This window comes from Bacillota bacterium (genome assembly GCA_012837335.1).
Classification (GTDB): domain Bacteria; phylum Bacillota; class Limnochordia; order Darwinibacteriales; family DTU012; genus DTU012.
Genome location: DURM01000015.1, coordinates 1 through 26,310, shown reverse-complemented (window position 1 = coordinate 26,310; position 26,310 = coordinate 1). Strand labels below are relative to the sequence as shown.

Annotated in this window: 19 protein-coding genes; 15 read left to right on the top strand and 4 right to left on the bottom strand. The window is 46.3% G+C overall.

Features of this window, described 5'->3' with window-relative positions; genetic code table 11:
* Window positions 1–3 precede the first annotated feature (3 nt).
* Together GX019_02340 and GX019_02335 are read right to left on the bottom strand one after the other, a co-directional pair.
* The gene (locus GX019_02340; protein ID HHT35997.1) at window positions 4–1,161 is read right to left on the bottom strand and encodes a cysteine desulfurase; all 1,158 of its coding nucleotides are present in this window, start codon (window positions 1,159–1,161) and stop codon (window positions 4–6) included.
* A 116-nt stretch (window positions 1,162–1,277) separates the two neighbouring features.
* Window positions 1,278–1,757 (bottom strand): hypothetical protein, encoded by a 480-nt coding sequence (locus GX019_02335; protein HHT35996.1) that lies wholly within the window; start codon window positions 1,755–1,757, stop codon window positions 1,278–1,280.
* A gap of 125 nt (window positions 1,758–1,882) precedes the next feature.
* Between GX019_02335 and GX019_02330 the strand changes: the two genes are divergently transcribed.
* The gene (locus GX019_02330; protein HHT35995.1) at window positions 1,883–2,455 is read left to right on the top strand and encodes a GNAT family N-acetyltransferase; all 573 of its coding nucleotides are present in this window, start codon (window positions 1,883–1,885) and stop codon (window positions 2,453–2,455) included.
* Window positions 2,456–2,506: 51 nt separating this feature from the next.
* Here the strand turns inward: GX019_02330 and GX019_02325 are convergent, their stop codons facing one another.
* Entirely contained in the window at window positions 2,507–3,802 is a 1,296-nt protein-coding gene (locus GX019_02325; GenBank protein ID HHT35994.1) for a TldD/PmbA family protein, read from the bottom strand.
* Between the two features lie 2 nt (window positions 3,803–3,804).
* Window positions 3,805–5,184: a TldD/PmbA family protein gene (locus GX019_02320; GenBank protein HHT35993.1), complete on the bottom strand. Its 1,380-nt coding sequence runs from the start codon at window positions 5,182–5,184 to the stop codon at window positions 3,805–3,807.
* Window positions 5,185–5,326: 142 nt separating this feature from the next.
* Here GX019_02320 and aroA point away from each other — a divergent pair, with 142 nt between their 5' ends.
* The 14 genes from aroA (at window position 5,327) to GX019_02250 (ending at window position 26,152) form a co-directional block, all read left to right on the top strand.
* Complete coding sequence (gene aroA, locus GX019_02315) at window positions 5,327–6,634, top strand: 3-phosphoshikimate 1-carboxyvinyltransferase (protein HHT35992.1); 1,308 nt, start codon at window positions 5,327–5,329, stop codon at window positions 6,632–6,634.
* Window positions 6,627–7,754: a 3-dehydroquinate synthase gene (locus tag GX019_02310; GenBank protein HHT35991.1), complete on the top strand. Its 1,128-nt coding sequence runs from the start codon at window positions 6,627–6,629 to the stop codon at window positions 7,752–7,754. Before aroA ends, GX019_02310 begins: the two co-directional genes overlap by 8 nt.
* Before the next feature lie 211 nt (window positions 7,755–7,965).
* Complete coding sequence (locus GX019_02305; protein ID HHT35990.1) at window positions 7,966–9,024, top strand: LacI family transcriptional regulator; 1,059 nt, start codon at window positions 7,966–7,968, stop codon at window positions 9,022–9,024.
* Window positions 9,025–9,084: 60 nt separating this feature from the next.
* Window positions 9,085–10,434 (top strand): family 43 glycosylhydrolase, encoded by a 1,350-nt coding sequence (locus GX019_02300; GenBank protein HHT35989.1) that lies wholly within the window; start codon window positions 9,085–9,087, stop codon window positions 10,432–10,434.
* A 29-nt stretch (window positions 10,435–10,463) separates the two neighbouring features.
* Window positions 10,464–13,415: an extracellular solute-binding protein gene (locus tag GX019_02295; protein HHT35988.1), complete on the top strand. Its 2,952-nt coding sequence runs from the start codon at window positions 10,464–10,466 to the stop codon at window positions 13,413–13,415.
* A 22-nt stretch (window positions 13,416–13,437) separates the two neighbouring features.
* Window positions 13,438–14,385: a sugar ABC transporter permease gene (locus tag GX019_02290; GenBank protein HHT35987.1), complete on the top strand. Its 948-nt coding sequence runs from the start codon at window positions 13,438–13,440 to the stop codon at window positions 14,383–14,385.
* Window positions 14,386–14,409: 24 nt separating this feature from the next.
* The gene (locus GX019_02285; GenBank protein HHT35986.1) at window positions 14,410–15,270 is read left to right on the top strand and encodes a carbohydrate ABC transporter permease; all 861 of its coding nucleotides are present in this window, start codon (window positions 14,410–14,412) and stop codon (window positions 15,268–15,270) included.
* Window positions 15,271–15,285: 15 nt separating this feature from the next.
* Entirely contained in the window at window positions 15,286–17,385 is a 2,100-nt protein-coding gene (locus GX019_02280) for a hypothetical protein (GenBank protein HHT35985.1), read from the top strand.
* Between the two features lie 16 nt (window positions 17,386–17,401).
* Window positions 17,402–20,200: a hypothetical protein gene (locus tag GX019_02275; protein HHT35984.1), complete on the top strand. Its 2,799-nt coding sequence runs from the start codon at window positions 17,402–17,404 to the stop codon at window positions 20,198–20,200.
* Window positions 20,201–20,212: 12 nt separating this feature from the next.
* Window positions 20,213–21,100 (top strand): sugar ABC transporter permease, encoded by an 888-nt coding sequence (locus GX019_02270; GenBank protein ID HHT35983.1) that lies wholly within the window; start codon window positions 20,213–20,215, stop codon window positions 21,098–21,100.
* 19 nt (window positions 21,101–21,119) lie between these two features.
* A complete protein-coding gene (locus GX019_02265; GenBank protein HHT35982.1) occupies window positions 21,120–22,091 on the top strand; it encodes a carbohydrate ABC transporter permease in 972 nt (323 codons plus the stop codon).
* An 89-nt stretch (window positions 22,092–22,180) separates the two neighbouring features.
* Complete coding sequence (locus GX019_02260) at window positions 22,181–23,536, top strand: extracellular solute-binding protein (GenBank protein HHT35981.1); 1,356 nt, start codon at window positions 22,181–22,183, stop codon at window positions 23,534–23,536.
* Window positions 23,537–23,602: 66 nt separating this feature from the next.
* Window positions 23,603–24,934, top strand: a complete 1,332-nt coding sequence (locus GX019_02255; GenBank protein ID HHT35980.1) for a hypothetical protein — start codon at window positions 23,603–23,605, stop codon at window positions 24,932–24,934.
* Between the two features lie 93 nt (window positions 24,935–25,027).
* On the top strand, window positions 25,028–26,152 hold the full coding sequence (locus GX019_02250) for a DUF2264 domain-containing protein (GenBank protein HHT35979.1): 1,125 nt from the start codon (window positions 25,028–25,030) through the stop codon (window positions 26,150–26,152).
* The last annotated feature ends 158 nt before the right edge of the window (window positions 26,153–26,310 follow it).

Here is a 26,310-nt window from a genome sequence, read left to right as displayed (position 1 = left end):
CTCCTATCCATAAATGCTGCGGACTTCTGCAACTGATTCAGCGATCATTTCCGCAGCGTAATCAATCTGGTCCAGACTTAGTTTAGGTGAAAGTCCGATCCGAATTGTAGCAGCCGCTTCATCTGGAGTTAAGCCGATGGCTTGAAGCACATGAGATACGCTGCTGTGGCGAGAACTGCAGGCAGCTCCCATGGAGACGTAAACTCCACGCTGCTCTAAAAAGTGGACCAGCACTTCACCCTTAATCCCCGTAAATCGCACGCTGACAATATGATCAGCGCCATCTTCGGGACTGTTAAGATGGCTTTCAGGAATTTCCATTAATTTGGAAACCAGCCGAGTATTTAGGCTGGATAAAGCTGCTCTATTCGTTGCGAACTCCGTGAAAGCGAGTTCGCAAGCTTTAGCAAAACCTACGATTCCGGGAAGGTTTTCTGTACCGGAGCGCAGGCCTCCTTCCTGGCCGCCGCCAAACAGAAGCGGCCGCAGGTGCAGACCGTTTTTAATGTATACTAATCCGGTTCCTTTTGGTCCGAAAATTTTGTGTCCGCTGATGGTGAGAAGATCAATTCCGCAGTCTCTAATATCGATTGGCACTGATCCTAAAGCCTGGCAGGCATCGACGTGGAAAACAATCTTGCGGCGCCGATTTTGATTGGCAGCGGCAATGATTGCTCCGATTTGCTTAACCGCTTGAATTGATCCAATTTCATTATTGACCAGCATGATGCTGACCAGCGCGGTATCGGGACGAATCGCCTCAGCAGCAAGTTCAGGTTCAACTTTTCCGTTCGCGTTGACAGGGAGCTCGCTGACCTGCCAGCCGTGATTAGCTTGTAAATGTAAAATTGGATTCAATACCGAAGGATGTTCGATACTAGATGTTATTATATGTCCGGGTTGGTACTGGGCGTAAGTATAGCCTAGAATTGCTAGGTTGTTTGCCTCAGTTCCACCGCTGGTAAAGTAGAGTTCATCAGGGTTTACCTTAAACGCCTGCGCTATATATTTGCGGCACTGCTCCAGTACAGATTCCGCTTCGATTCCCAGGCGGTGAGGTGACGATGGATTGCCGAATTGATGCTGCCAGTAAGGTTCCATGGCAGCAATAACTCGGGGGTCTACCGGTGTGGTAGCGCTGTTATCGAGATAGACTTGCAACAAAATCCCCTCTTATTTCTTAAGATATTCTCGCATTTCTTCGCCATTAAATAGGTCGAATCCTTCAATAAAAAGGAGTCTGACATCCGCGCTGTGTCAGACTCTTTGAGCCAGCTTTATTCAAAATCCGGGGCATGAGAGCTGGTTTTACAAAACAGCCAAGCTGCAGCCGCAAACCAGGCTGTAAAGATAATCCACGCTGGAAGAGGATAAAACCAACTTTGAAAATCAAAGAGCCCAATGTTGTTAACTATGTAGGCAAAACCGAGAGCCATTAAGCCCCAGCTGATCACATAGAGGAAAAGAAATAACCGCCGCCGGGGAATGAAATATAAAAACAGCATAACTGCCAGAGTCCAGCCCAGTGGTGAAAGAGCATGATGCCCCAAGACATAAAAGATGCCTTGGTTTTTAAAGCTTATAATTCCCAAAATGTTTTGCAGTAAGGTTACATTAAAAACATCGCCGAGACCACCTATTAAAAAACCGTACATCAAGTATTCCCTAAACAGTTCCCGGGGGATCATAATCAGCGCAAGAATCAGCGTGGAAAATACGAAGATTGGATAAGCAAGCTCAACAGCGGTCACTGCTATCCCTCCTTAATGGTTAGATACCATTATTGTTGCCAGTATTTGCTTGACCTATGTGATCTTGTGGTATGTCTTGGCTGGAAAATATCGTTCAGCTATAATGAAAGATGGAAACAGAGGTGGATATAATGCTGGAAGTTAAAGCTGAGTTTGCAGATCTAAATTTATTGATTGAGTACGGAAAGATTTCGATTGCTTTTTATGTTGAAAGGGAATATGAAGTTGTTCCCGTGGAAAACGGCTTGGGTGGTCTGCTGCTGCAAGAGATCCAGCCGGATCTTCCTTACTGGGTAGATCATGACGCAGGTGAATCACCTGAAGTTTGGTGGAGTACATGGGATATGAGTAAATGGGGAGTTATCTCGGCGTTTTGGAACGGCGAGCTTGTTGGCGGTGGGATCGTTGCCCGAGACACATCTGGGATCGGGATTCCGGAAGGGCGCCGTGATTTAGGCCTGCTCTGGGATCTGCGGGTGGCAGACGAGTTCCGGCAGCGGGGAATTGGAACGGCTGTTTTTAATGCTTGCGCTGATTGGTCGCGCAAACAGGGATTAAAACAGCTGAAGATAGAAACGCAGACCTACAATATTGGCGCTTGTAGGTTTTATGCTGGGTTAGGCGCAGTGCTGGGAGCAGTTGACTGTTACGCATATCCTCAGCATCCCAGAATCAAACAGCTGATTTGGTATTATGATTTATAGGTTGAAAAAGGGGACCGAACTGCGGCTCGGATCCCCATAACTATATACTTCCTATCTTCCTGAAATGGTAATACCGGAAAATCCGATCCACGGATAAATTCCGGCGCCATAATCTACTCGCTCTCGGGAGATATCAATGATATTCTGCATCATGTCGATCAGGTTGCCGGAAATCATGGTTTCGCTGATTGGATATTGAATCTTGCCGCCCTCGATATAATAGCTGTTTTTAGCTACGCCGGAGAAATCTCCGTTTTGGCTGGGATTGCCCCCGGAGAAGCGGGCCAGCAGGATTCCCCGGTCAATTTGACTGACCATTTCGTCCAGGGTCTTATCGCCTGGTTCAATAATGTAGCAGCCGCCGCTGTTGGGACCCCGCTTCAAGCCGGTTTTGTTGGCTCCATAAAGGCTGAGCAGGAAAGTCTGCAGAACTCCCTGGTCAATAATGGTGCAGTTTTCAGCCAGGTATCCGTCGCCGGTAACAAAGTACCCATCGGCAATTTCATCGGATGTTGGACGGGAATGGATAGTTAGGCGCGGATCAGCTACTTTTTCTCCCAGTTTGTCTTTGTATACACTTGTTCCAGAAATCAAGGCACCATCGAAAATCGTGATTCCAAACAGATAGCTGAGGAAATCTGCCAGGCAGTCCGGCGTGATGATCACATCACCCACAAATTTACCGGATAAAGGCTTGGTTTCAAGCTGCTCGCAGGACTGGGCAAGAAGAGCAGCTAGACTTCCGCACTCCAGCAGTTCCAGATTAAGATTGTGGGCAGAGAAGCCGGTATAGTTAAAAGATGAGCTTTTCTCGCCATCATTGCCTGAGAACATGGTTGCAAAGCGATAAATCCCTTTGTTTGTGCTGAAATCAACGCCATTAGTATTTGTAAAAAGACTGCTGCTGTGGGTGAAGTCTAGATAGACATTTTCCAGCATAATATTGGGGTACTGCGCTTTGACTTCGCTAATGAACTGCTCCAACCGCCGATACATTAATTCTTGGTCCGGTTCACTTGGACCGGTTGTAAACTCTTGGGCCGGTTGAAATTCTGCGATAGCATGAGCCGGATCCGGTTCACTTGATTCCGCTATTTCTATTACCGTCTCGATCGCTTTATCAATAGTTTCTCGATCGAGTTTATTAACACTGTAGGCTCCATTTTGATTATTCTTGATTACATTGATGCCGAGTCCGTTGTTGAAGACAGTGCGAATTAACGAGATATTTCCGGCTTCAACATTCATCTCGTACTTAGTGCTCTTAGAAAGCTGGCAGTCAGCATGATCGATTCCTCTTGCTTTCAGCTTCTCAAGGGTATAATTTAGAATATCTCGCTCGGTCATTTTTACCGCCCTCCTATATTTACTCGACATTTGATAGCCGGGCCGCCCATTCCTACCGGCATCGGCTGCTTCTTGCCGCACATACCTGATACCAGCCATTTCATTTCATCAGAAACCATGGTTACCGTTTTAAGCATCTCAAAGGCAACTCCGGATATGGTTGTATCAAAGATAGCCCGACCCAGCTTGCCGTTTTTAATCTCATAGCCTAAAACAACTCCAAACATAAACTCACTGGTTGTATCAGCCTGCCCGTTGCTGGGGCGAATTAAGTAATATCCATCTTCAATAGAGCTGATCATATCATCTAAGCTGTCTTTTCCTGGCATAATCGCAGTGTTCCGCATCCGAATCAGAGGCTCATCAGAAAATGACCAGGCCCGAGCATTTCCGGTCGGCGCCACATTAAAATGCTGCGCGCTTTCTTTGCTGTGTAAATATGATTTGAGGATTCCTTCTTCAATAATTACTGCATCGCGAGCGTTTGTACCCTCATCGTCAACAAATATCGGCATAGGACAGATTTCACCGAGTGCATGATGGGCAAAATCAACTAAGGTGACCAGTGGACTGGCAACCTGCTGGTTCATAGCCTTGGCTGCAACAGAACCGCCCAGAACCAAATCGGCCTCAGTTGTATGGCCAATGGCTTCATGGGCCAAAATGCCGCCTAATTCTGCGTCAAGGATGCATTCTTTCAAGCCCGGTTCCGCATAAACTCCCTCAAGTTTGTGGCGGAGATGCTCATAAAGCGCATCGATTTGCGGAAACAAATCAGCCGGGTCCTCAAACACGTCTTCAAACTGTCCGCGGGAACCAAACACATCATACAGTTCGATTGGTCTGCCGTCTTTCTCTGAAGTCAGGCTCACTGAAATCAGTGTGCGGGGATTGAGAGAATAGGAGTAAGATCCATCGGCAGTAATCAGCTGTTTTTCCATGTCCAGACAGTTTAATCCTACATATCTGCTGACAAGATCGGGATATTTCGCAGCAATATAATCGTCGATCTGTTTAACAAAATCAATCAGCTGCTTTTGCGATAAGCGCTGTTTGTTAGTGGAAAAATCGTGCTCAGCGGTTACCGGAGCTGTCGGCAGAGGTGGCTTCTGCTTGTTTTGTTTACTGTCTAAGAAAGCTGCGTTATCAGAGGCTGCTTTCAGTACTTGGCGGATGTTATCATCATTTAAGTCCGGACTGGAAGCGAAGCCCCAGGAACCATGCTGATATACTCGGGCGGAAATACCGCTAGATGCCGATTTCACATTCCGCGTATTGCTGCCCTTTAAAAATCCAATTGATAGACTGCGGTTCTCCTGTGCTCTTAATTCTGTATAGCCTGAGAACAAAGAACTGTACTGCTTCAAGTCAAGTAAGTGCAAATCTGACCCTCCTCATGTCGTAACGATACTTCTACATTAGCCATTAATTGGCAGCATTCCTTTTAATCAGCGGTTGATGATGAAAATATGTTGTTTATTAAGCTTAATGTAGTATATAATCAGGACAAAGCACGCAGAGGTGATGGGAGTGGAAGTATTAAGAATCGGTTCGACTGACTGTCTGCAGGGAGACGTAAAAGTTCCGGGCGATAAATCGATTTCGCACCGAGCAGTGATGCTGGGAGCACTTGCTGATGGGAAAACCACAGTCACCAATTTTTTAGCAAGTGATGATTGCCTTGGGACTGCTGCCTGCATGCGGCAGCTCGGCATTGACATAGAAATGCATGGCGATGAGCTGATTATCTCTGGGCAGGGATTAGATGGACTGACTGAGCCAGATAATCTGCTTGATGTTGGCAATTCCGGTACCACAATTCGCCTGTTGAGCGGAATTTTAGCAGGCCAGAACTTCACTTCGTTTATTACCGGAGATGCTTCTATCAGAAGGCGCCCCATGGATCGGATTGTCAAACCATTAAAGCTGATGGGCGCAGAGATCATCGGCCGCAGTGGGGACCAGCGGGCTCCCCTGGCTATCCGCGGTGGAAATCTGCAGCCGATTACGTACCGCACCGAAACCGCCAGCGCTCAGGTAAAGTCAGCAGTTTTATTGGCGGGGCTTTTCTGCGATGGCTGGGTTGAGGTGATTGAGCCAGCAAAATCTCGAGATCATACCGAGATTATGCTCGAGGCTTTTGGTGTCCCGGTGGAGGTTGATGGTTTAAGTGTCAGGGTGAAGGGCAGACAGCCGTTAACAGGCTGTGAGATTGCGGTTCCGGGCGACCTTTCTTCAGCCGCATTTTTCATTACCGCAGCCTGCATTGTGCCCAATGCTCAGCTGCGTATATCCAATGTAGGGCTGAATCCCAGCCGCACCGGGATTATCGATATCTTGAAAATGATGGGCGCAGAAATTACGATTATCAACGAAAGAAAGAGCATGGGAGAAGCTGTCGGTGATTTGATTGTGGAAACCAGCAGGTTGAAGGGGATCACCATTGGTGGGGAACTGGTTGTGCGGGCAATTGACGAAATCCCTGTGCTGGCAGTAGCTGCAGCCAGCGCCGAAGGAGTAACGGAGATTCGCGATGCTGCAGAGCTTAAAGTCAAGGAGAGCAATCGACTTGCCGCGGTGGCGGCTGAGCTGTCTAAATTAGGCGCTGAAATTAGCGAGCTGCCCGATGGGCTGCGGATAAAGGGCGGCAAGCGCTTAATCGGTGCACCTGTCAGCAGCCATCATGATCACCGGATTGCTTTAGCCCTAGCTGTGGCAGCTTTAGCAGCTGAAGGCGAAACTTACATTGCCGGTGCGGAATGCATGGCAGTGTCTTATCCTCATTTTCCTGAAGTACTGGCGAAGATCGGAGGGAAGATAATCAATGGGTGATTACAGGCAGAATGCTGAAGTATATAGGTTGGAAGTAACAACTCCCACCGCAGCCTATCCAATCATTATTGGAACCGGATTGCTGACCCATGCCGACAAATATCTGGAGCAAACGCCTAAGATCAGGAACCTTGCTGATGTGCTGATCATCAGCAATGATACAGTATATCCTCTTTATGGAGAGGCTTTAAAAGCTCAGCTGGTAAACAGCGGCAGAAATGTATATGAATACATAATTCCCGATGGTGAAGTTTACAAAACCTGGGATACGGCAGAGAAGATCCTAAGCTTTGCCCTTAAGCACCAGCTTTCCAGAAAAACCTTGATAATAGCTCTTGGCGGTGGAGTGGTGGGGGATCTGGCAGGCTTTGCTGCATCAATCTATTTACGGGGAGTACCGCTGGTACAGATTCCTACTACCCTGCTGGCCCAAGTTGACAGCAGTATTGGCGGTAAAACAGCGGTGAATCATCCGTTAGGAAAGAACTTAATCGGCGCGTTTTACCATCCGGAGCTGGTATTAATTGATCTGAGCACCTTAAATACACTGCCGCGCCGAGAGTTTTTGGCCGGGTTGGCGGAAGTGATCAAGTATGGGATTATCTGGGATGCTGACCTATTCGAAACATTAGCAGCTGAACGGGAGCAGATTCTAGCCTGCAATCCAGCTTGCCTTGCACCGGTAATCAACCGCTGCTGTGAGATCAAAGCAGAGATTGTTGGGCAGGATGAGCGGGAGCAAAGCCTGAGAGCGATTCTCAACTATGGTCACACTATCGGCCATGCCCTGGAGCGGATTACCAAGTACTCAGAATACCGCCATGGAGAAGCGGTTGCGATTGGAATGGCGGCAGCGGCGAAGATCAGTGAACTAATTGGCATGATCAGTCAGACAGAGAGCAGCCGGATTATTGACTTAATTGCCCAGTATCAGCTGCCGACGCGGCTGCCTAGAATTTCTCATGACAGTATTCTAGAAGCAGTGAAATATGATAAAAAAGCAGTCAGGGATCAAATCTTTTTTGTCCTGTCTCGGTCTATTGGGGAAGCAGCTGTTGTAAACGTTTTCGAGAAATACGGCACAACTGCTGTTAGAAAAGCCCTTACTTTGATCGAATAAGAAAAATTGGTTCCTGTCAAGCAAGTTAAGACACTACCTCCCAGCTAGAGGTAGTGTTTTTTCATACAGAGACAATATAAATGTAAAAGAACGCATTTGTTTGTTATGAAAAAATAAATTAATGAAGGAAAAACGACTTTTGTATTGAAAAGGTAAAATAAAGGTTATTGATAACGTTACCAATCCAGTGGACAGCTTTGGGGTGAAAACATTGACAACATTAAAAGAGGTTGCACGGAAGGCGGGAGTATCCGTATCAACCGTTTCCCGGGTGGTTAATGGATATGAACATGTATCAGATGAAGTGCGGCGGAGGGTTAATCAGGCCATCCATGAACTAAACTACCAGCCAAATTTATTGGCCAAAGCTCTGGTTAGCGGAAAAGACACAAGACAGATTGGTCTATTAATCTACGATGTGTCTAATGCGTATTATGCGGAAATAGCGGGGGCAGTAGAAAATGTTGCATATCAAAGTGGTTATTCCGTTATTCTCTGCAATTCCTCTAAGGGCAGAAATACCACCACCTATCTGCAGACTTTCATTCAGCGCCAGGTTGATTGTGTTGCAATTGCTACCGGCCAACTAGAAGAGAGCGATGTCCGCTGTTTAGAAAGATTGATTGAGCGCAATATTCCCATTGTAATCAGTCGGGAAAGGCACTGGAGCTGCAACCACCTCCTTGAACCATTTAATGGCAAGATCAGTTTTATCGATCTGGATTATTATTCGGGAGCCAGGCTGGCCGCTGAATATTTGATTTCCCTCGGTCATGAGCAGATCGCCCTTTTATGCGGGCTGCCCGAAGAAGAGTTTAGCGAGGATCCCCGCATTAAAGGGATAAGAGAGGTTTTACAAGCTTACAATTTAAGTTTAGATCCAGACTTAGTTGTAAAAAACCTTGGCTTTAATCAAACTGCCGGTGCCCGTGGGATGCTGGAGCTCTTGTCACGCAAAAAGCCTTTTTCAGCAGTAATTGCTTACAATGATCTCCTGGCAATCGGCGCTTTAGCAATTCTGCGTGAGGAGGGTTTTAGGGTTCCGCAGGATATCTCAGTAATGGGATTTGATAATGTTGAAGCCAGCCAGTACTGCTACCCGGAGTTAACAACAGTGGACGTTTTAATAAGTGAGCAGGGTGTGTTTATGACTAACGATCTGCTGGCACAGATCAAAAATAAGCGTCCGCCAATGCAGAGACGGATACCAGCGGAGCTGGTTGTCCGGCAGAGCACCGGTGTAAATAAGGGAAAAAAGATCTGGAGTTAAACGGGAAAGGTTAATAGTAGTGTGGGGTACAAATCCGACTGAAGCGTGAGGTGTATACATATGGCTAGCATTAAGAATGGTCTGCATTGGTACGACACTGCAGGCAATACAATTAGTGCCCATGGCGGTGGGTTTCTGCAGAAGGGTGAGTATTTCTACTGGTTTGGAGAAAACCGTCACGGTGATAAGCTTATTTCCTGCTATCGCTCTGTAGACTTAGTTAACTGGGAATTCTGCAGTGATGTTGTTACACAACACACTCATCCGGAATTAAATCCCTCAAACTGTGAGCGGCCAAAAGTTATCTATAATGAGCAAACCGGAAAATACGTGATGTGGCTGCACTGGGAAAATGGCTATCATTATGGTGAAGCCCGCTGTGCAGTGCTGGTTTCAGATACTGTAGACGGAGCCTATTCTTATCTTCGCAGTTTTCGCCCGGAAGGCCATATGTCGCGGGATTGTACTTTGTTTCAAGATGATGACGGCACAGCCTACTTTATTTCCGCCGCTAACGAGAATGCCGATCTGCATGTATATCGCTTGACTGATGATTATTTGGATATAGCCTGCTTAGAACAGATTTTGTGGCCGGGTCAAAAGCGGGAAGCACCCTGTGTGTTCAAAAGAGGAGATTACTATTTCTTGATCACATCGGGATGCACCGGATGGCATCCTAATCAGAGTAAATATGCCTATGCTGAAAGCATAACCGGCCAATGGTCACCCCTGTTCGATCTTGGATCTCCTACTACATTTGATACCCAGCCGACTTACATTCTGCCCATCCGCGGCAGTAAGGAAACGGTGTATTTATACATCAGTGACCGCTGGGACCCGGTTGATTACCATAATTCCACTTATGTGTTTCTGCCTTTGGAATTTAGAGATGCAACAACTGTGGAGCTAAAGTGGGCAAGTGAGTTAGAGATCGATGTTAAAACCGGAGAATATGCAGCGATAGTAAACAAGCTTGATCCGCCGCGGTATCGAATTTGTTCAGCTGTGCGCTACTTGACCAGCGGCGAGTCTCAATCACTGAAATCAAAAGTGACCGGCAGGAATCTTTCTTACAAGGATGAGAACCAACTTTGGTTGGTTGAAAATATAGACGGGGACATTATCAGACTGCAACACTATGTGAGCGGTAGATATTTAGAACCAGAAAACGGCAGTCTGGACGCGGGAGCAGCGGTGGTTTTAGCAGATAGAGAAGACCATCTTAAGCAGGAATGGATTAAACTTGACGAAGGAAAGGGCTTTGTTAAGCTCCAGAACAGACACAGCGGTCTGGTGTTGGCCTTACATCAAAACGGCAGAGAACACGTTTTGATTCAAGCAGATCTAAATCCGCGCGGAGGCGGGCAGTGGAATCCTCAATCCTTTTTGTTGGCTGAAGTGTATGCCTAGGTCGAGTAGATAGCGAAGAGGGTGATGATATGAATAGGCTGCAAAAACTGATCTTGATTCTAATGCTAACTCTTATGGGCAGTCAGTTTGCTTTGTTAGGCGTTCAAGCCCAAATCCCCGCTTACAATCACTATATTTCCCAGTTTCAGGACACGGAGCAGCCTGAGTTTGAGTACATCATTCCCGGGGGCAGTTATACGGTAGGAGAGAATGCCCAGAGAATTAGCGAGTATGGCGGTGTTCAGGGAGATTTTGTTCTCACTGGCGAGACTGGCTTTGTGGAATGGGAGGTTGACATTGCAGAGCCAGGTCTTTACAATATTGAAGTTTTATATCATCCGTATCCCGGAAAAAGTATAGCCGCTGAGCGTGAGTTAGTTTTAAACGGCAGGCGGCCATTTGTCGATGCAGAGTTTTTATCATTTCCTCGAGTTTGGACTGATGGTGGGCCGATAATTGTTGATAAGAACGGCAATGAAATTCGGCCTAGACAGGTGGAAGCCCCAATGTGGCAGCGGATTCCGCTGCGGGACTCATTAGGTTATACACCTGAACCGTTCAAGTTTTATTTCGACTCAGGTATAAATACAATTCGTTTTAATTCACAAGCAGAACCGCTGGTGATTGGTGAAATCAGGATTTATCAGGTGCCACAGTTGAAACCTTATGCGGAAGTCTATCAAAGCTATCAAGAACTAGGTTATCTCCCAACCAAGAATATTGTGATCGAAATTCAAGGAGAAGAAGCAGTTTACAAGTCTGATCCTACTTTGTTTGGTGTCTTTGATCAGGGTGATCCCACGATGAAGCCGTATCACCCGGTGCAGATCCGCATCAATTCCATCGGAGGACACCGCTGGGCATTGGCTAATCAGTGGATTACCTGGAAATTTGAAGTACCTGAATCAGGTTTGTATAAGATTGCAATTAAAGGCAAGCAGAATCAACTTCGGGGTTTTTATGCCAACCGCCGTATTTATATTGACGGTGAGGTCCCTTTTCAAGAACTGAATGCGGTTGCTTTTCCCCATTCTACCAGCTATTACATGAAAACGCTTGGAGTTGACGAGACTGGCAGCGAGTATCTGTTTTATTTAGAAGCCGGTGAACATGAACTAAAATTGGAAGTTGTGATTGGAAATTTAGTGGATTACATCCAACAGGCTAAGGATAACCTGTATGAACTAACCTCTTTATATCGTCAGATTATGATGATTACCTCACCAAATCCGGATCCGCTGCGGGCTTATCAGCTGGAGAACAAAATACCGGATTTAATCGAAAATATGGAGATTCTGCGGGATAGTTTTATCGACATCCAAACTCACTTTGAGGAGTATACCGGTGAGGCCGGGGGACATGGGGTGATTCTCACTACAATCATCTTTATGCTGGATCGCATGATTGATCGCCCAGACCGAATTCCCAGTTTGCTGGGGGAATTCAGGGATAATATCGGTTCATTGGGTCAGTGGATCACCGATACCGAATCTCAACCACTGCAGATAGATTATATTCTGGTCGCATCGCCCGATTACAAACTGCCGCGGGCTGAAGCTACGTTTTCTCAGCGTGTTAAACATGAAGTGTTGGCCTACATTGGTTCGTATACTCATGACTATTCTGAGATTGGCGACATTACCGGGCCGGACAGTCCGGATTACGAGAGCAGTGATGTGCTGCAGGTCTGGATTGGATTAGGAAGGGATCAGGCCCAGATCCTCAAGCAGCTGATCCAAGAAACATTTACACCCGCTACCGGTATTGCTGTCAAACTGCAGCTGGTTAACGATATGCAGGGTCTGCTGATTCCTGCCATTATTGCCGGTACAGCGCCTGATGCTGCCTTGGGAGCAGCCAACATGGATCTGGCTTTTCGGGGTGCCCTCATGGATTTAACGCAATTTCCGGATTTTGAAGAGGTGGCCAAGCGCTTTAATAAAAGTGCATTTGTCCCTTACCGTTTTCGTGATTCGATCTATGGATTGCCGGAATCCCAGAGCTTTTCGGTGATGTTTTACCGGAGGGATGTTCTCGAAGATTTAGATTTAACACTGCCGCAAACTTGGGATGATGTGCTTAGTTTAATTCCGGTCCTCCGGCGGCACAACATGGAATTTGGAATAACCGGTTTAGGCGGAGGATCGATGCCGAGTATTAATACCTTTATGATGTTTTTATATCAAAAAGGTGTCGCCTTGTATAAGGAAGACTGTATAGCTACTAATCTAGATTCTCGGGCAGTGGCCTTTACTTTTAAGCAGCTGACTGACTTCTTTACGCTCTACAATATCCCTCTGCAGTATGATATTGCTACTCGTTTCCGGCTGGGAGAAATGCCTCTGGTAGTAACTGATTATGGGTTATACAACACCCTGCAGGTGTATGCGCCTGAGCTGCGGGGAAAATGGGGTTTTACCTTAGTTCCAGGTACCGTTCAGCCTGATGGATCAATCAACCGGGCAGTGCCGGTAGGTTCTACCGGAGCAGTAATCTTAAACGGTTCTGATAAAAAGGATCAGGCTTGGGAGTTTCTAAAATGGTGGACCAGCAAAGATGTTCAGGTCGCTTTTGGGCGCGAGCTTGAAAGCTTAATGGGCAGCGCAGCTCGCTATGCAAGTGCCAATATTGAAGCAGTTATGGAACTGCCGTGGCGTCCGTATGAGATTGAAGTTCTGCTGAAACAGTGGGAATGGACCGAAGGAATTCCACCAGTACTTGGCGGCTATTACGTTACAAGGCAGTTCGATTGGCTGTTCCGAGCGGTAGTATTAGATCATGAGTCGCTGTGGGAGTCAATTCAGCATTATGATGAAGCTGCAAATAAGGAGATTGAACGCAAGCGCCGGGAGTTCGGATATGAAACAGATATTAACGAATTAGATGAGCGCTGGAAAGAATTATATTGGGAGCAGTACAGCCATGTTTACCGCTTGGATTTGAGCGATGAAGAGTTAAGTGCTTATGGTTTAATCCCCTGATGCAGAGCGAGGAGGTATAATCATGAAAGCGGCTGTCAAACCAGCGGTTGTTTCGGAAGGATTGGGGCAGCGGTTTGTGAAGCGGGTTAAGTATGAGTGGAACCGCTCGAAAACTTCATACTTGTTTATTGCTCCATTTATGATTTTGTTTACGGTATTTACAGTTGTTCCTGTCTTATTGTCGGTGGTATTAAGCTTTACGTACTTTAATACACTGCAGCCGCCTCAATGGATCGGTGTTGACAATTATATCAGGCTTTTTCTTGAAGATGATGTCTTTCTGATTGCAGTAAAGAATACCTTTATTTTTTCAGCAGTAACAGGGCCTTTAAGTTATTTTCTCTGTTTCGCTATTGCATGGCTGATTAATGAGCTGCAGCCAAAGGTTCGAGCTCTTTTAACACTGCTGTTTTATGCGCCGTCAATTTCAGGAAACGCTTATGTAGTTTGGCTGTATATTTTCAGCGGTGATATGTATGGCGTTCTCAATGGGCTGCTTTTGAATTGGGGTATCATCGACCAGCCGGAGCAGTGGTTGATTGATACTCGGTGGATGATGCCGATTGTAATCTTGGTGACACTCTGGATGAGTCTAGGCACCAGCTTCTTGGTGTTTATTGCCGGACTGCAGGGAATCGATCCGGAATTGTACGAGGCCGGTGCCATAGATGGGGTCCGCAATCGCTGGCAGGAGCTCTGGTATATTACTCTGCCGGAAATGAAGGGCTATCTGATGTTTGGAGCAATCCTGACTATTACTAATTCGTTCCAAGCAGCCGGTCAAATTACAGCTTTAGTGGGCTATCCTAGTACCGATTATGCGGTTCATACAGTAATGCAGCATCTGCAGGACTACGGCAATATCCGCTATGAGATGGGGTATGCTTCTACGATTGCAGTTGTGTTGTTTTTTGCCATGGTTGGTGCGCAGCAAATTGTTCAAAGGCTGCTGGCTAAAGTAGGTAAATAGGCTTAGATCAAGGAGGATGGCAGAATGAAATTTAAAATTTACCGAAAACGCCTTAATCGGGGAATAGGTGGAGATATCATAATCTTTGTGTTTCTATCTGCCGCAGGGATTTTTACCGCGCTGCCCCTTGTGTTTGCCATCAGCAATGCATTTAAGCCTTTAAATGAGCTGTTCTTGTTCCCGCCCCAATTCTTTGTGCGCAACCCGACGCTGCAGAATTTTTCCGATCTGTTTATACTTATGAATCAATCTTGGATTCCTTTAACCCGCTATATCTCAAATTCGCTGTTGATTGTCATCTTGGGGATGGTGGGCAACTTGTTCTTTGGCTCTTTGGCCGCCTTTGCCCTTTCGAAGCATAACTTTTTTGGCAAGCATGTGATTAATAGAATGATTGTTTTTTCTTTGATGTTTGCTCCTGCAGTTGTTCGGATTCCAAATTATTTAACTATTGCATTCTTAGGTTGGATCGATACATATTGGGCAGTGATCGTTCCTGCTTGGGCTTCAACTCTAGGATTGTATTTACTGCGCAATTTTATTGATGCTATGGTTCCAGAGTCGTTGTTAGAATCGGCACGACTTGATGGTGCCAGTGAGTTTAACATCTATTGGCGGATTGTGATGCCCATTGTTAAACCTGCGTGGCTTACCTTGATTATCCTCACCTTCCAACAGCTGTGGGGATTAACAGGCAGTGAGTATATTTATTCAGAAGCACTTAAACCTTTACCCTATGCTCTAAATCAGCTTGTACAGGGTGGTGTGGCGCGGCAGGGAGTTGGATCGGCTGCAGCCCTGCTGATGATGCTTGTGCCGATTACTGTGTTTATTATTAACCAGAGTCAGATTGTTGAGACCATGGGTCATTCAGGAATTAAGTAGAAGGAGACTTGACCGATGAAGACAAGCAGAGTTTGTTTATCACCTAACAGTCGAATCTGGTTTGGAACAGTTTCTCTTGTCCTAATTATGGCATTTATGGTTTTACCAGTGTCTGCCGCAGAAGCGCCGTATCAAAGCTACATCTATGATCAGTGGGGCAATCCAGTTCCGACACCAACACCATATGTAGTCGAACAGGTTATCAGCGGGGATGGACTTGGCATTGGGAGGCTTAACAATCCCCAGGACTTGTTTATTTGTGATGATGGAACCCTTTATGTAGTGGACTCCCGCAATAACCGGATTATTCACCTCGATCAGGAATTGTCTTTAGTTAGGATTATTGATGGCTTTGAATCGGAAACTGGATGGGAAACATTTAACAATCCCTACGGTATCTTTGCTGCTGCCAATGGGACATTATTTATCGCTGATACGGATAACCACCGGATTGTGCAGCTGGACCAAATGGGCAATCTGGAACAGATCATCACCTATGTTAAACCTGAGGGCTTGGAAATCGAGATCGTGGAATTTCTGCCGGCTAAAGTGGTTGTTGATCCGGTAGGACGGATCTTTGCGGCTGCACGCAATATCTTTGATGGACTGATGGAATTTAATGCAGATGGCACCTTTGTTGGCTTTGTCGGGGCACCTACAGTCCGGCCTAGTTTATATGATTTATTCTGGTACCGCTTTGCAACCAAAGAGCAGCGGGAGCGGAGGGCTATCTTTCTACCAATTGAGTACACCAATGTGACCTTAGACCGCTCAGGATTTATCTACGCAGTTGCTAAAGATGAAGTTCGGCGCTTAAATCCAACCGGATTGGATGTGTTAAATCGAGAAGGTCAGTGGCCGGTTGTGGGTGATGTAAATCTGCCTCCAGATACTAATTCTTCGTTTTTGACTGATATTACTGTTAATGATTATGGTATTTATCACGTGTTGGACTCAGAGCGGGGTAGAATCTTCGCCTATGATGATCGCGGCGAGCTGCTGTATGTATTTGGTGCAATTGGCCTGTATCAAGGGGCTTTCAGCCGTCCCAGAGCAATTGATACTGACGGTGAGCGTTTATTTGTCCTTGATGAGCAGCGCGGTCAAATTACAATATTTAAACCAACGGATTATGCTAAGAGCATTCATCATGCTAATCAATTGTATATGCTGGGGAAATTTGAGGAATCGACCGAGGCTTGGCAGCATGTGCTTAAATACAATAACCTCTACCCATTAGCCTACAGCGGTTTGGGCATGTCTGCTTTAAGGCAGGGTCAATACCAGGAGGCTGGACGGTATTTCCGACTCGGCAATAACCGCAATTATTATTCCAAAGCCTTTGCTTACCATCGCAAAGATGTTATTGAGGAAAATTTCCTGAAGATAATGGTTGGAGTTATTGCTGCGGTAATTGGTATTGTCATCATAGCTCGGATCCGCAGCGGTAGGGAGAAAACCATCTATGATGCCAGCAAAGTGAAGGGTTGGCGCCGCTTGGTGGATGCGCTGCGCTATGCTTTACATGTATGTGTTAATCCCATCGAAGGTTTTTGGGACCTGCGCTATGAGGGAAGAGGCAGTATGTCGGCAGCAATGATTATTCTGCTGCTAGCTTCAATCAGCTTAGTGTTTTTAAAACAGTACACGGCGTTCTTATTCAATTTTCGGGATGTAAGTCAGATTAATATCTTTGGAGATATAGGTACTTCAGCAGCAACATTTTTCTTGTGGTGTACAATTAACTGGGCTTTAACCACGCTGATGGAGGGCAAAGGCAATTTCTCGGATATTGTTATGGCTACAGCTTATGCCTTAACGCCGTTAATTTTGATTAACATTCCGATCACGATTCTCAGCAACTATCTTACCTTAGATGAGGGTTCTTACTACCATTTCTTTTATAATCTGGGGATCATCTGGACCGGAATCCTGATTTTCTGTGCCACAATGGTAACGCATCATTATACACCTACTAAGACGGTAGGTACCTGCGTGCTGAACATTGTGGGGATGGGAATCGTAGTGTTCTTAGGCCTGCTGTTCTTGAATATGGTCAGCATGTTGACTGAGTACTTTACGACTGTATATCGAGAAATCGTATATCGGCTCTAGTAAAGGGGGAGTTCACATGAAATGGCAGAGGCTGATTAAAAGTGGATTGCTGCTGTTAGGCTTGCTAGTTTTTGTGGTGCATACTGCTGCCGGTGAACCCCAGGAGTTAGCTGACATGCAGTTAGCTGCTGAAAATCAATTCCTGAGGCTGTATATCCATCCGGAAACAACAGAGATTGCGGTTTTTGAGAAAGCAAGCGGAGCGGTCTGGTACTCCAATCCGCCTAACTGGAATACTTTAGAGACTCAAGCCCGCGGTGAGGCAAAAGAGCAGCTCGGTGCCCAATTTCTGATCACGTATGACCGGTCGGACCGGCGCAACCGCCAGGCTAATAACTATACGCAGAGTATCAGCCATGGTCTTTTTGAGATTATCTCGATTCCTGATGGCGTGAGAGTGGAGTATTCATTGGGCAAGAAATGGTCTGATGATGATTATCTGCCGGTGATAATTGAACAGACAAAGATGGAAACAGAAATATATGTCCATTTATCCGCCAGCGATCTGCGCAATTTCAACAATCGCTATCACCTTGTTTATCTGCAGGAGCACAGCGAAATAGCGCCTCTGCAGCTTCAGGGCTTTGATATGGAAAAACTCCTTAATGGATATGAATTTGTGGTAGTTGATGATCGGGCAGCTGGGTTTGAATCCCAGATTGCGGAGTTAAGAGACTCACTGGCAGCCGCTTCTGAGGACGAAAGAGCAGATCTTGAAAGCAGCCTAGCAAGGGTGGAAACGCAGCTCAACAGCTATCGCGGCCAAGTTCTGCGGGATCTATTAGACCAAATTACCGGGAACCGAGCAGATTTATCCAGCCCCCTTGATATCAAGTTTGATGATCTGGCACAGATGATCGATACTCCAACCTATTTTCTGGGTCGAGTACCGGTGTTTGCCAGAACAGCTTTAATTGATGCAGTTAAGGCTTGTGGTTATACGCCGGAGCAGAACAGTGAAGAACGGGTCTTAAATAATCTCGATCCGCTGCAGCCAAATATTGAGACATTCTTTTTACCAATAGAATACCGGCTGGATGGCAAGTCTTTAATCGCTAGGCTGCCCATGGATGAGGTAATTTATCCCCTCAATGTTATTGATAACCAAGGGCAGGAGCATACTCTTCCGCTGCATACCATAGCTCTGCTGCCTTATTTTGGAGCTGCTTATCGCGGTGCGGAAGGCTACATATTTATGCCGGATGGTTCGGGTGCAATTATAGATTTTAACAGTCCTAAGTATACTTTAAGCTATGTCAGCACGCCGATTTACGGTCGGGATCTAACTGAAGACAGCCGCTCTCAGCAGCTTGTAATTACTGAGCAGAATTATATGCCGGTTTACGGTATGAAGACAGGCAATACAGCATTTTTAGCAGTTATTGAAAAGGGAGAAGCCTTGGCATCACTCAATGCTGCCAAAGCGGGTTTTGTTAACTCATTCAACTATGTTAGTCCCCAGTTTAAGGTAATGCCCTATTCAGACTTGTCATTAGGACCAATTGGCTCGGTAGGGGTCTATCAAAAGCGGATTTACCAAGGAGATATCCAGATTCGTTATCTGTTTCTCACAGATGACAGCGCTGATTATGTGGGGATGGCCCGCGCCTATCAGGACTACTTAGTAGATACTTACCAGCTTGAGCCGCTAAAATCGGAGCAGAGACTGCCGTTCTACTTAAACATCATTGGAAGCATTGTGAGGAATGAACCGATATTGGGTGTTCCCCGCGAAGTGGTTAGACCACTGACCACCTACGATCAGACTGTCAGGATTGTAGATTATTTACGATCTGCGGGACTTGAGAATATTAAAGTTAAGTACAATGGCTGGTTAAAGGGAGGACCTAAACATATTTTTGCCGACCGGGTAAGGTTTGACAGTTCGGTTGGAAATGAGGCTGAGTTTATTCAGATGGTAGCCCTATTGCGGGATCAAGGTGTGGAATTTTATCCAGAGGTAAGTTTTCTAATCGTCTACCGCGATCAGCTCTTCGACGGTTTTCGGGTCAGACGGGATGCTAGTCAGTATTTTGATAACCGGCCGCGGCTGCTCAGAACCTTTGACATTGCTTTCGGCATACCGGAAACTACCGATTACTACATTCTGTCTGCTCGCAGTTTGGAGCGGGTTGTCCAAGCATTCTTTGCTGATTATGAGAGACTTCCGCTGCAGACTATCGCTTTAGAGCATATGGGACAGAGAGTGAGTTCAGATTTTCGCAACCGGCCGGAGACAGTGGTTGATCGGCAGCAGGCTGCGGATATTATGAAGGCACAGCTGGCTTGGATAAAAGACTCAGGCTATGACATTTTGGTGACCGGGGGCAATGCTCTAACCTATCCCTATGTAAAGAACATTATTGGAGTTCCCTTTACCAGTTCACGGCATGATATTTTTGATGCGTCCGTGCCATTTTATCAAATTGCTCTGCATGGCTACATCAACTACGCCGGAGAGCCATTAAACTTAGCGGCAGATTATCGCGAGTCGCTTCTGAAGAGCATAGCGTTTGGCGGCGGTTTCCATTTTCAGTGGGCATATCAAGACACTGAGCTGGTAGCTAATACGGAGTATAACCATTTTTACTCTGTAAACTATCATGACTGGGTTTCTCACGCTGTGGAGGACTACAAAACTGCCGATGAGATCCTGACCCCGGTAATCAGTGCCAGGATTATCAGGTTTTTGGAGCTGGAACAAGGCCGTTACTTAACAGAGTATGACAATGGCTATCAGATTTTGGTAGACCTTAATCAATATACGGTTACGGTGCAGCAGCCCGACAGCGAACCGGTGAGCTATCGCTTTTAAAGGGGGATGAATATGAAGCGTTTTCGCCTCAGCCTTACTCAAAAGAAAAATGCCAGAGGATATCTTTATATTGCACCATTTATAATTGGATTCTTAGCATTTTTCCTCATACCACTATATCAAACAGTCATGTTCAGTCTCAGCGAGTTAAAAATAGTAACCACAGGTTATACCACAACATATGTAGGTTTGGACAATTATCACCGTGTTTTCTTCGTCAATCCAGATTTTGTACCGACATTAACAAACACCATTATCAACACAGCAATAGATATTCCGGCCGTCTTAATCTTCAGCTTCTTTATTGCAGTGGTGTTAAATCAAAGGTTTCCCGGAAGGGCCTTAGCCCGTTTGATCTTCTTTTTACCGGTGATTTTGACATCGGGAGTTGTGGTGCAGATGGAGCTGAATGACGTGATGAATCAAGCTTTGGTGCAGGACGCTGAGTTTATGTTTGGCGGTGAGCATTTTGTCTCCTTTCTGCTTCAGTTAAAACTGCCGGTTGGGCTGATCCAGTATATTGTCAGGATTGTTGATCGAATACCGCTTGTAATTGAGGCTAGTGCCATTCCTATTTTGATTTTCTTGGCGGGACTCCAGTCAATCCCGAACGATCTCTATGAAGTGGCAGATGTGGAAGGCATTACAGGTTGGGAAAAATTCTGGATGATTACATTCCCGCTGATCAGTCCTATGATTCTGACTAACGCTGTATTTATCGTAATTAACTCATTTACATCGCCGCGCAATGAAATGGTGAAGTTTATTGGCGATAACACCTGGAGCCAAGGTGGATATGGGGTTAGCGCAGCTATGGCTATTGTCTATTTTGCAGCGATTGCCCTGCTCTTAGGAATAATTGTGGTGATTGTTTCAAGGCGAGTCATCTACATGAAATAATTTGGAGGAGGGAAGAGAAATGGCTGTTGCTTATAAGCACCGCACGAAAGAGATAACCAGTATCAGGCGGGCAGTAATCGCTACAAAACTCGGGCGCCTAGGATGGATTATTTTACGAACTGTGCTGGTTGGTGGGCTCTGCTTTATGATCCTCTATCCTTTGATCGTAAAGCTGACCTCAGCGTTTATGCACGTGGATGATATGTATGACGCAACAGTACGGTTTGTGCCCCGCACCCTGACCTTACAGCAGTTTCAAATAGCTTGGGAATGGATGAACTATCCCAGAACATTAGCAAATACGCTGGCGTTAACAATTATAGTGAGTGCTCTGCAGTTGATCTCGTGTACACTGGTGGGCTATGGGTTTGGCCGCTTCAATTTCAGGGGGCGGAGCATCGCGTTTGCATTGGTGCTGCTGACTTTAGTCGTACCACCGGAAATGGTGATGATTCCTCTATTCTTGAATTTTAGATTCTTTACTTTCTTTGGTTTAATTCCAGAACCGGGCATTAACTTACTTGGATCCTACTGGCCGTATATTCTTACATCCAGCACGACAATGGGTTTGAAAAATGGACTTTTTATCTATATTATGTCGCACTTTTTTCACAACATGCCCGACAGCCTGGAGGAAGCTGCGGAAATAGATGGAGCTGGTTCCTTCGTTACATTTCTTAGAATAATGCTGCCGGGAGCGAAGCCAGCTTTGGTGATCGTGTTTCTCTTTGCTTTTGTCTGGCAGTGGAACGATCTATTCTATCTTAATCTGTTTATCCGCAGCGGTGATGGTTACCTAGCTTTTGCACTGCAGAATTTTGCCCTTCGCTTTGTGAGTAACAGCCCGATCTCGAACCAGTTTCCTTGGCATTACCGTTCTCTGCTGAACAATGCAGGCATGATGCTGTTTATGGCTCCTTTATTGATCCTTTACCTGTTTATGCAGCGGCACTTTGTTGAAAGTATTGAAAGAACCGGTCTGGTTGGTTAGGTTGTAGGAGGTGAATCAAAATGTAATTGAAATTCTCTGTTCGAGCCTATGTTTGTCCATTCTTAAATAAATTCAAGGGAGGAAAACATATGAAAAGAACTCTCACAGTCAGCTTATTAGTAATGTGCTTAGTGCTTTTGGGCAGCGGTTTTGTCCTTGCGGCCTATGATTTCGGCGGTAGAACTGTGCGCATGGTAACCCATGATATGACGCGAGATGGCTTGTGGGGAGATCCACTGGCCCAGGCTCATCTTGAGAATGTTGAGCGGGAGTTCAATGTTAAGTTGGACATTGTAGCCATGCACTATGACGACGGTTCAATTATTAATGACCTGCAGCAGGGGCTTCTTGCCGGCACTGCTGATGGCATTTACTGGGTCAAGGTTGGAGAGGCTTATCAGTACGCTAACGAAGGCTTTTTCTACCCATTGACCGATCTCGATATCCCCGAGAGTATCTTTGATCAGGTTGTCGATCCTGAGCTTTTGACTTTCCGCGGTGATAGATACTTCTTTATTCCATTTACCGGAACTGTAACTCAGCTGGCAACCCGGCAGATGGCTCAGCAGCCTGATTTTGAAGGTTTAGTCTGGAATAAGACCAAGTTTGAGCAGTGGGGACTGCCTAATCTCTACGAACTTGTGGAAGCAGGCGAGTGGACTTGGGATAAGTTCCGGGAGATTGCCATCGAATGTACTAGAGATCTTGATGGAGACGGTGCCATCGATGTTTGGGGCTATTCACCTTATGCTACCCCTTGGGGATTCCCGGAGGTTCATAACTGGCTGATTACTAACGGAGCTGATGTAACCACCGTTGATGAAACCGGCAGAACTGTATTTGCCCTTGATTCTCCGGCAGCATTAGAAGCCCTCAACTTCTATCAAGAACTGCATCAGCTTGGTGTGGTTTATACCGGCCAGCCGGGCTACCAGGCCATTACCAATGATTTGGTAATGATGGCGATTATCCGTCCTTGGACTCTCTTTATTATCAACGATTTTGAGGACGATCTCGGTTATGTGCCCCTTCCAAAAGGTCCAAGACGGGATGACTATGTCTATCCTGCCGTGTCCGGCGGATTGTATGCGATGGCAATTCCGGCAACCACCAAGGAAGATCCGGAAGCATTAGTAGCTCTGGCACATGCTGCAATGTTTGATACACCTGATTATCTCGACTTCTACGGCTTAGATTTCTTGTATGAGGACTCCTGGAGCATGGTAGTCAGGGATTATGAGTCGCTGGAGTACTTAATCCAAGGCGTATTTAACACAGAGTTCATTAAGTACGACAGCTCAGTGTTCTTGAGCACCAACTTCTTTAACACTTGGAATGAATACAACAGCCGTATTCTTAATGGCGAAAGCCCGGCCAGTGTAGTTGCTTCGTTCAAAGATGCTGCTCAAGCTCAATTGGATGAAATGCTTAATTTTGATCTGTAGTGATGTTTGCCGGTTAATCCGGCAAACACACCTACACAATTTAATTTTCAGCAGGGAGGGGAAGAGATGGGTAAGCGCCTGGCTTTATTAGCTGTTTTAATGATGGTGCTGACACTGATCTGCACCGGCGGATCCGTTGTGGCAGGGGATGAATGGTTGGATGTAGTTTATACTGATCCAGAGGTAGTTTACACAGGTTTTTGGCGGGTGGTTGAGAATCCGGACGCTCTCGGCGGCAGTGAGCTGATGGGAAGCCGCTCTCTCAACTCTTATGTAGAGTTTACCTTTTCCGGTACCGGTGTGAGATGGATTGGCACTAAGTCGGCAGCAATGGGTTATGCATCGGTTTATCTTGATGGAGAGTTAGTTGCGACCCAGGTTGACGGATACAGCCCGGAAGCCCTTAATCAGCAGGTAATTTTTGAGTTAGACGGATTAGCTGAAGGCAAGCATGTACTTAGGATTGTACCGGAAGAAGCAAGAGGCGAAGCTGCATCTATGAATTTTGTTGCAGTTAACGGTTTTCAATATATCCCCACACTGGATAAGGCAATTGAGTCGGCTCGAGCTGCTTTTGACAAACCGATAGGCGGTTTAGCATTAGGCGATGCTCTTGGCGCGTTTTATCCGCAGGAAGCGGCGGATCGTCTGCGGGAAGCAATTGCTGAAGCAGAAGAGTTACTTGGCTCAAGCGATCGGGCTCAAGTAACGGCTGCAGTTGCAAACCTCAATCGTCTAGCTGACGAAATGATCAATTCTGCTGTAACTGTTGTTATTCCCGATGATTCAGGACGAGGACGTGTCGGTATTATTACCGGTGGTCCAAAGTGGATAGAAGGACCCCTTGGATTAGGTCTCTCCTTTGACGGTGTTAATGATCTGGTGCGGATCAACGATATTTTCGTGTCGGAAACGAGTTCAATTGAGTTTTGGCTGAAGATGCCTGAAGCAGTTGGTTCCAGCTGGCAGACAATTATTGCCTGCCGTGGTGCTAATACGGATCGCTCACCGGGATTATGGCACCAGGGAGATGGTAATTATCAAACACTGCACTTAAGCACGCTGCCAAATTGGACCGGATTTAATCATATCGGTCCTGAAGGAGAGGGCAGTGAGTTTGATCCTGAGCAGTGGTATCATATCGCACTGGTTAAAGACGGAGAAAATTATACTTTATATGTAGATGCAAAGGAAGTTATCACTGTTTGGACGGGTACAGGCATGACACCAGGTGAATACATTGAGTTCGGCCAGCGCAATATTGACATTGATGAGCTGCGGGTTTGGGACCGGGTAAGAACTCAGGAAGAAATTGCGGCAGATTATTTACAGCCGCTGACAGGTGATGAACCTGGACTGATCGGCTACTGGCCTTTTGAGCGGGTGCGGATTCAATAATCGAAGCGGACAGGCCGCTGAAACACCACCTTGAGGTGGTGTTTTAGCGGCATCTTTTTGATAAAATAGATACTGACAACTATCGTTAAAGGAATGAAGCTGATGGATAGTAGGGAACGCAGGTATTGGTTGAGTGTGCTGGAGCGGTTGGCACTACCGGTGCTGACAGCTTTGGCAGAGGATGATTTTCATGCTCGTTTTAATTTTGAAGGACCACCTGGAAGAAGAAAGTATGCGGTTCTGGAAGCTGCTGCTCGGCTGTTGACTGGGATTGCACCCTGGTTAGAATTAGTCGGCTCTGACGGAGCGTTTGATCCGGCGGAGAAGGAGCTGGGTGTAAGAATTGCAGAGCTGAGCCGCAGAGCGCTGGCGGTTGGAGTGAACCCGAAAAGCAGTAATGCTTTTAACTTTGATGATGGTGATCAACCGCTGGTAGATGCCGGATTTTTAGCTCACGCTGTAATCAGGGCTCCGATTCAGCTGTGGAGAAAATTGGATCGAGAAACACAAACCCATCTTGTTCAGGGTTTGAAGCGGAGCCGCTCAATTGTACCGTACTACTGCAATTGGCTTCTTTTCAGTGCAGTGGTTGAAACAGCTTTGTTCGTTATGGGAGCAGAATATGACGCTGTGCGGGTGGATTATGCACTGCGCCAGCATGAACAGTGGTACCTAGGCGATGGAGTCTATGGTGATGGTCCTCAGCATTTCAATAATTACTACAACAGCTTTGTCATTCAACCGATGCTGTTAGATATCACTCGCATTTTGGCTTCCGAAATAACTGCAGCCAGAGATATGGCTCCGAGTGTTTTAGAGAGAGCCCAGATTTATGCGGGGGTTCAAGAGCGGATGATTGCTCCGGATGGCAGTTTCCCACCACTGGGGAGGTCGCTTGCGTATCGGTGCGGTGCGTTTCAGCTGCTGGCACAGATGGCCTTGCTGGGCAAACTGCCGCAGGAACTGGAACCTGCGCAGGTTAGAACCGCGCTGACAGCGGTAATTCGACGAACAATGGATGCGGAATACGTCTTTGATGAACAGGGATGGCTGACCATAGGACTGTGCGGTCATCAGCCGCAGATCGGTGAACCATATATTTCCAATGCCAGCTGCTATTTAAGCGCGGCCGTTCTGCTTCCGTTAGGTCTGCCGGAGTCTGACCCGTTCTGGTCAGGTCCAGCCAAACCTTATACCAGTCAAAAGCTGTGGAGTTAGCAGCGGGGAACCTTTTCTTCCGCTGTTGATCGTTAGTGTAAAGTTACAGTAGGACAGGAAATAGTCGATTAGAAATAGAAGAAGATCCCACCGTCCCGATCCGGACGAGTACAAAGTACTCAGAGGTGAGATCTTCTATGCAATATCTATTCGATGAC

Coding starts and splice junctions, on each gene's coding strand:
- GX019_02330 (HHT35995.1), top strand. CDS start 1,883: ATGCTGGAAGTTAAAGCTGAGTTTGCAGATCTAAATTTATTGATTGAG.
- GX019_02325 (HHT35994.1), bottom strand. CDS start 3,802: ATGACCGAGCGAGATATTCTAAATTATACCCTTGAGAAGCTGAAAGCA.
- aroA (HHT35992.1), top strand. CDS start 5,327: ATGGGAGTGGAAGTATTAAGAATCGGTTCGACTGACTGTCTGCAGGGA.
- GX019_02310 (HHT35991.1), top strand. CDS start 6,627: ATGGGTGATTACAGGCAGAATGCTGAAGTATATAGGTTGGAAGTAACA.
- GX019_02300 (HHT35989.1), top strand. CDS start 9,085: ATGGCTAGCATTAAGAATGGTCTGCATTGGTACGACACTGCAGGCAAT.
- GX019_02295 (HHT35988.1), top strand. CDS start 10,464: ATGAATAGGCTGCAAAAACTGATCTTGATTCTAATGCTAACTCTTATG.
- GX019_02290 (HHT35987.1), top strand. CDS start 13,438: ATGAAAGCGGCTGTCAAACCAGCGGTTGTTTCGGAAGGATTGGGGCAG.
- GX019_02285 (HHT35986.1), top strand. CDS start 14,410: ATGAAATTTAAAATTTACCGAAAACGCCTTAATCGGGGAATAGGTGGA.
- GX019_02280 (HHT35985.1), top strand. CDS start 15,286: ATGAAGACAAGCAGAGTTTGTTTATCACCTAACAGTCGAATCTGGTTT.
- GX019_02275 (HHT35984.1), top strand. CDS start 17,402: ATGAAATGGCAGAGGCTGATTAAAAGTGGATTGCTGCTGTTAGGCTTG.
- GX019_02270 (HHT35983.1), top strand. CDS start 20,213: ATGAAGCGTTTTCGCCTCAGCCTTACTCAAAAGAAAAATGCCAGAGGA.
- GX019_02265 (HHT35982.1), top strand. CDS start 21,120: ATGGCTGTTGCTTATAAGCACCGCACGAAAGAGATAACCAGTATCAGG.
- GX019_02260 (HHT35981.1), top strand. CDS start 22,181: ATGAAAAGAACTCTCACAGTCAGCTTATTAGTAATGTGCTTAGTGCTT.
- GX019_02255 (HHT35980.1), top strand. CDS start 23,603: ATGGGTAAGCGCCTGGCTTTATTAGCTGTTTTAATGATGGTGCTGACA.
- GX019_02250 (HHT35979.1), top strand. CDS start 25,028: ATGAAGCTGATGGATAGTAGGGAACGCAGGTATTGGTTGAGTGTGCTG.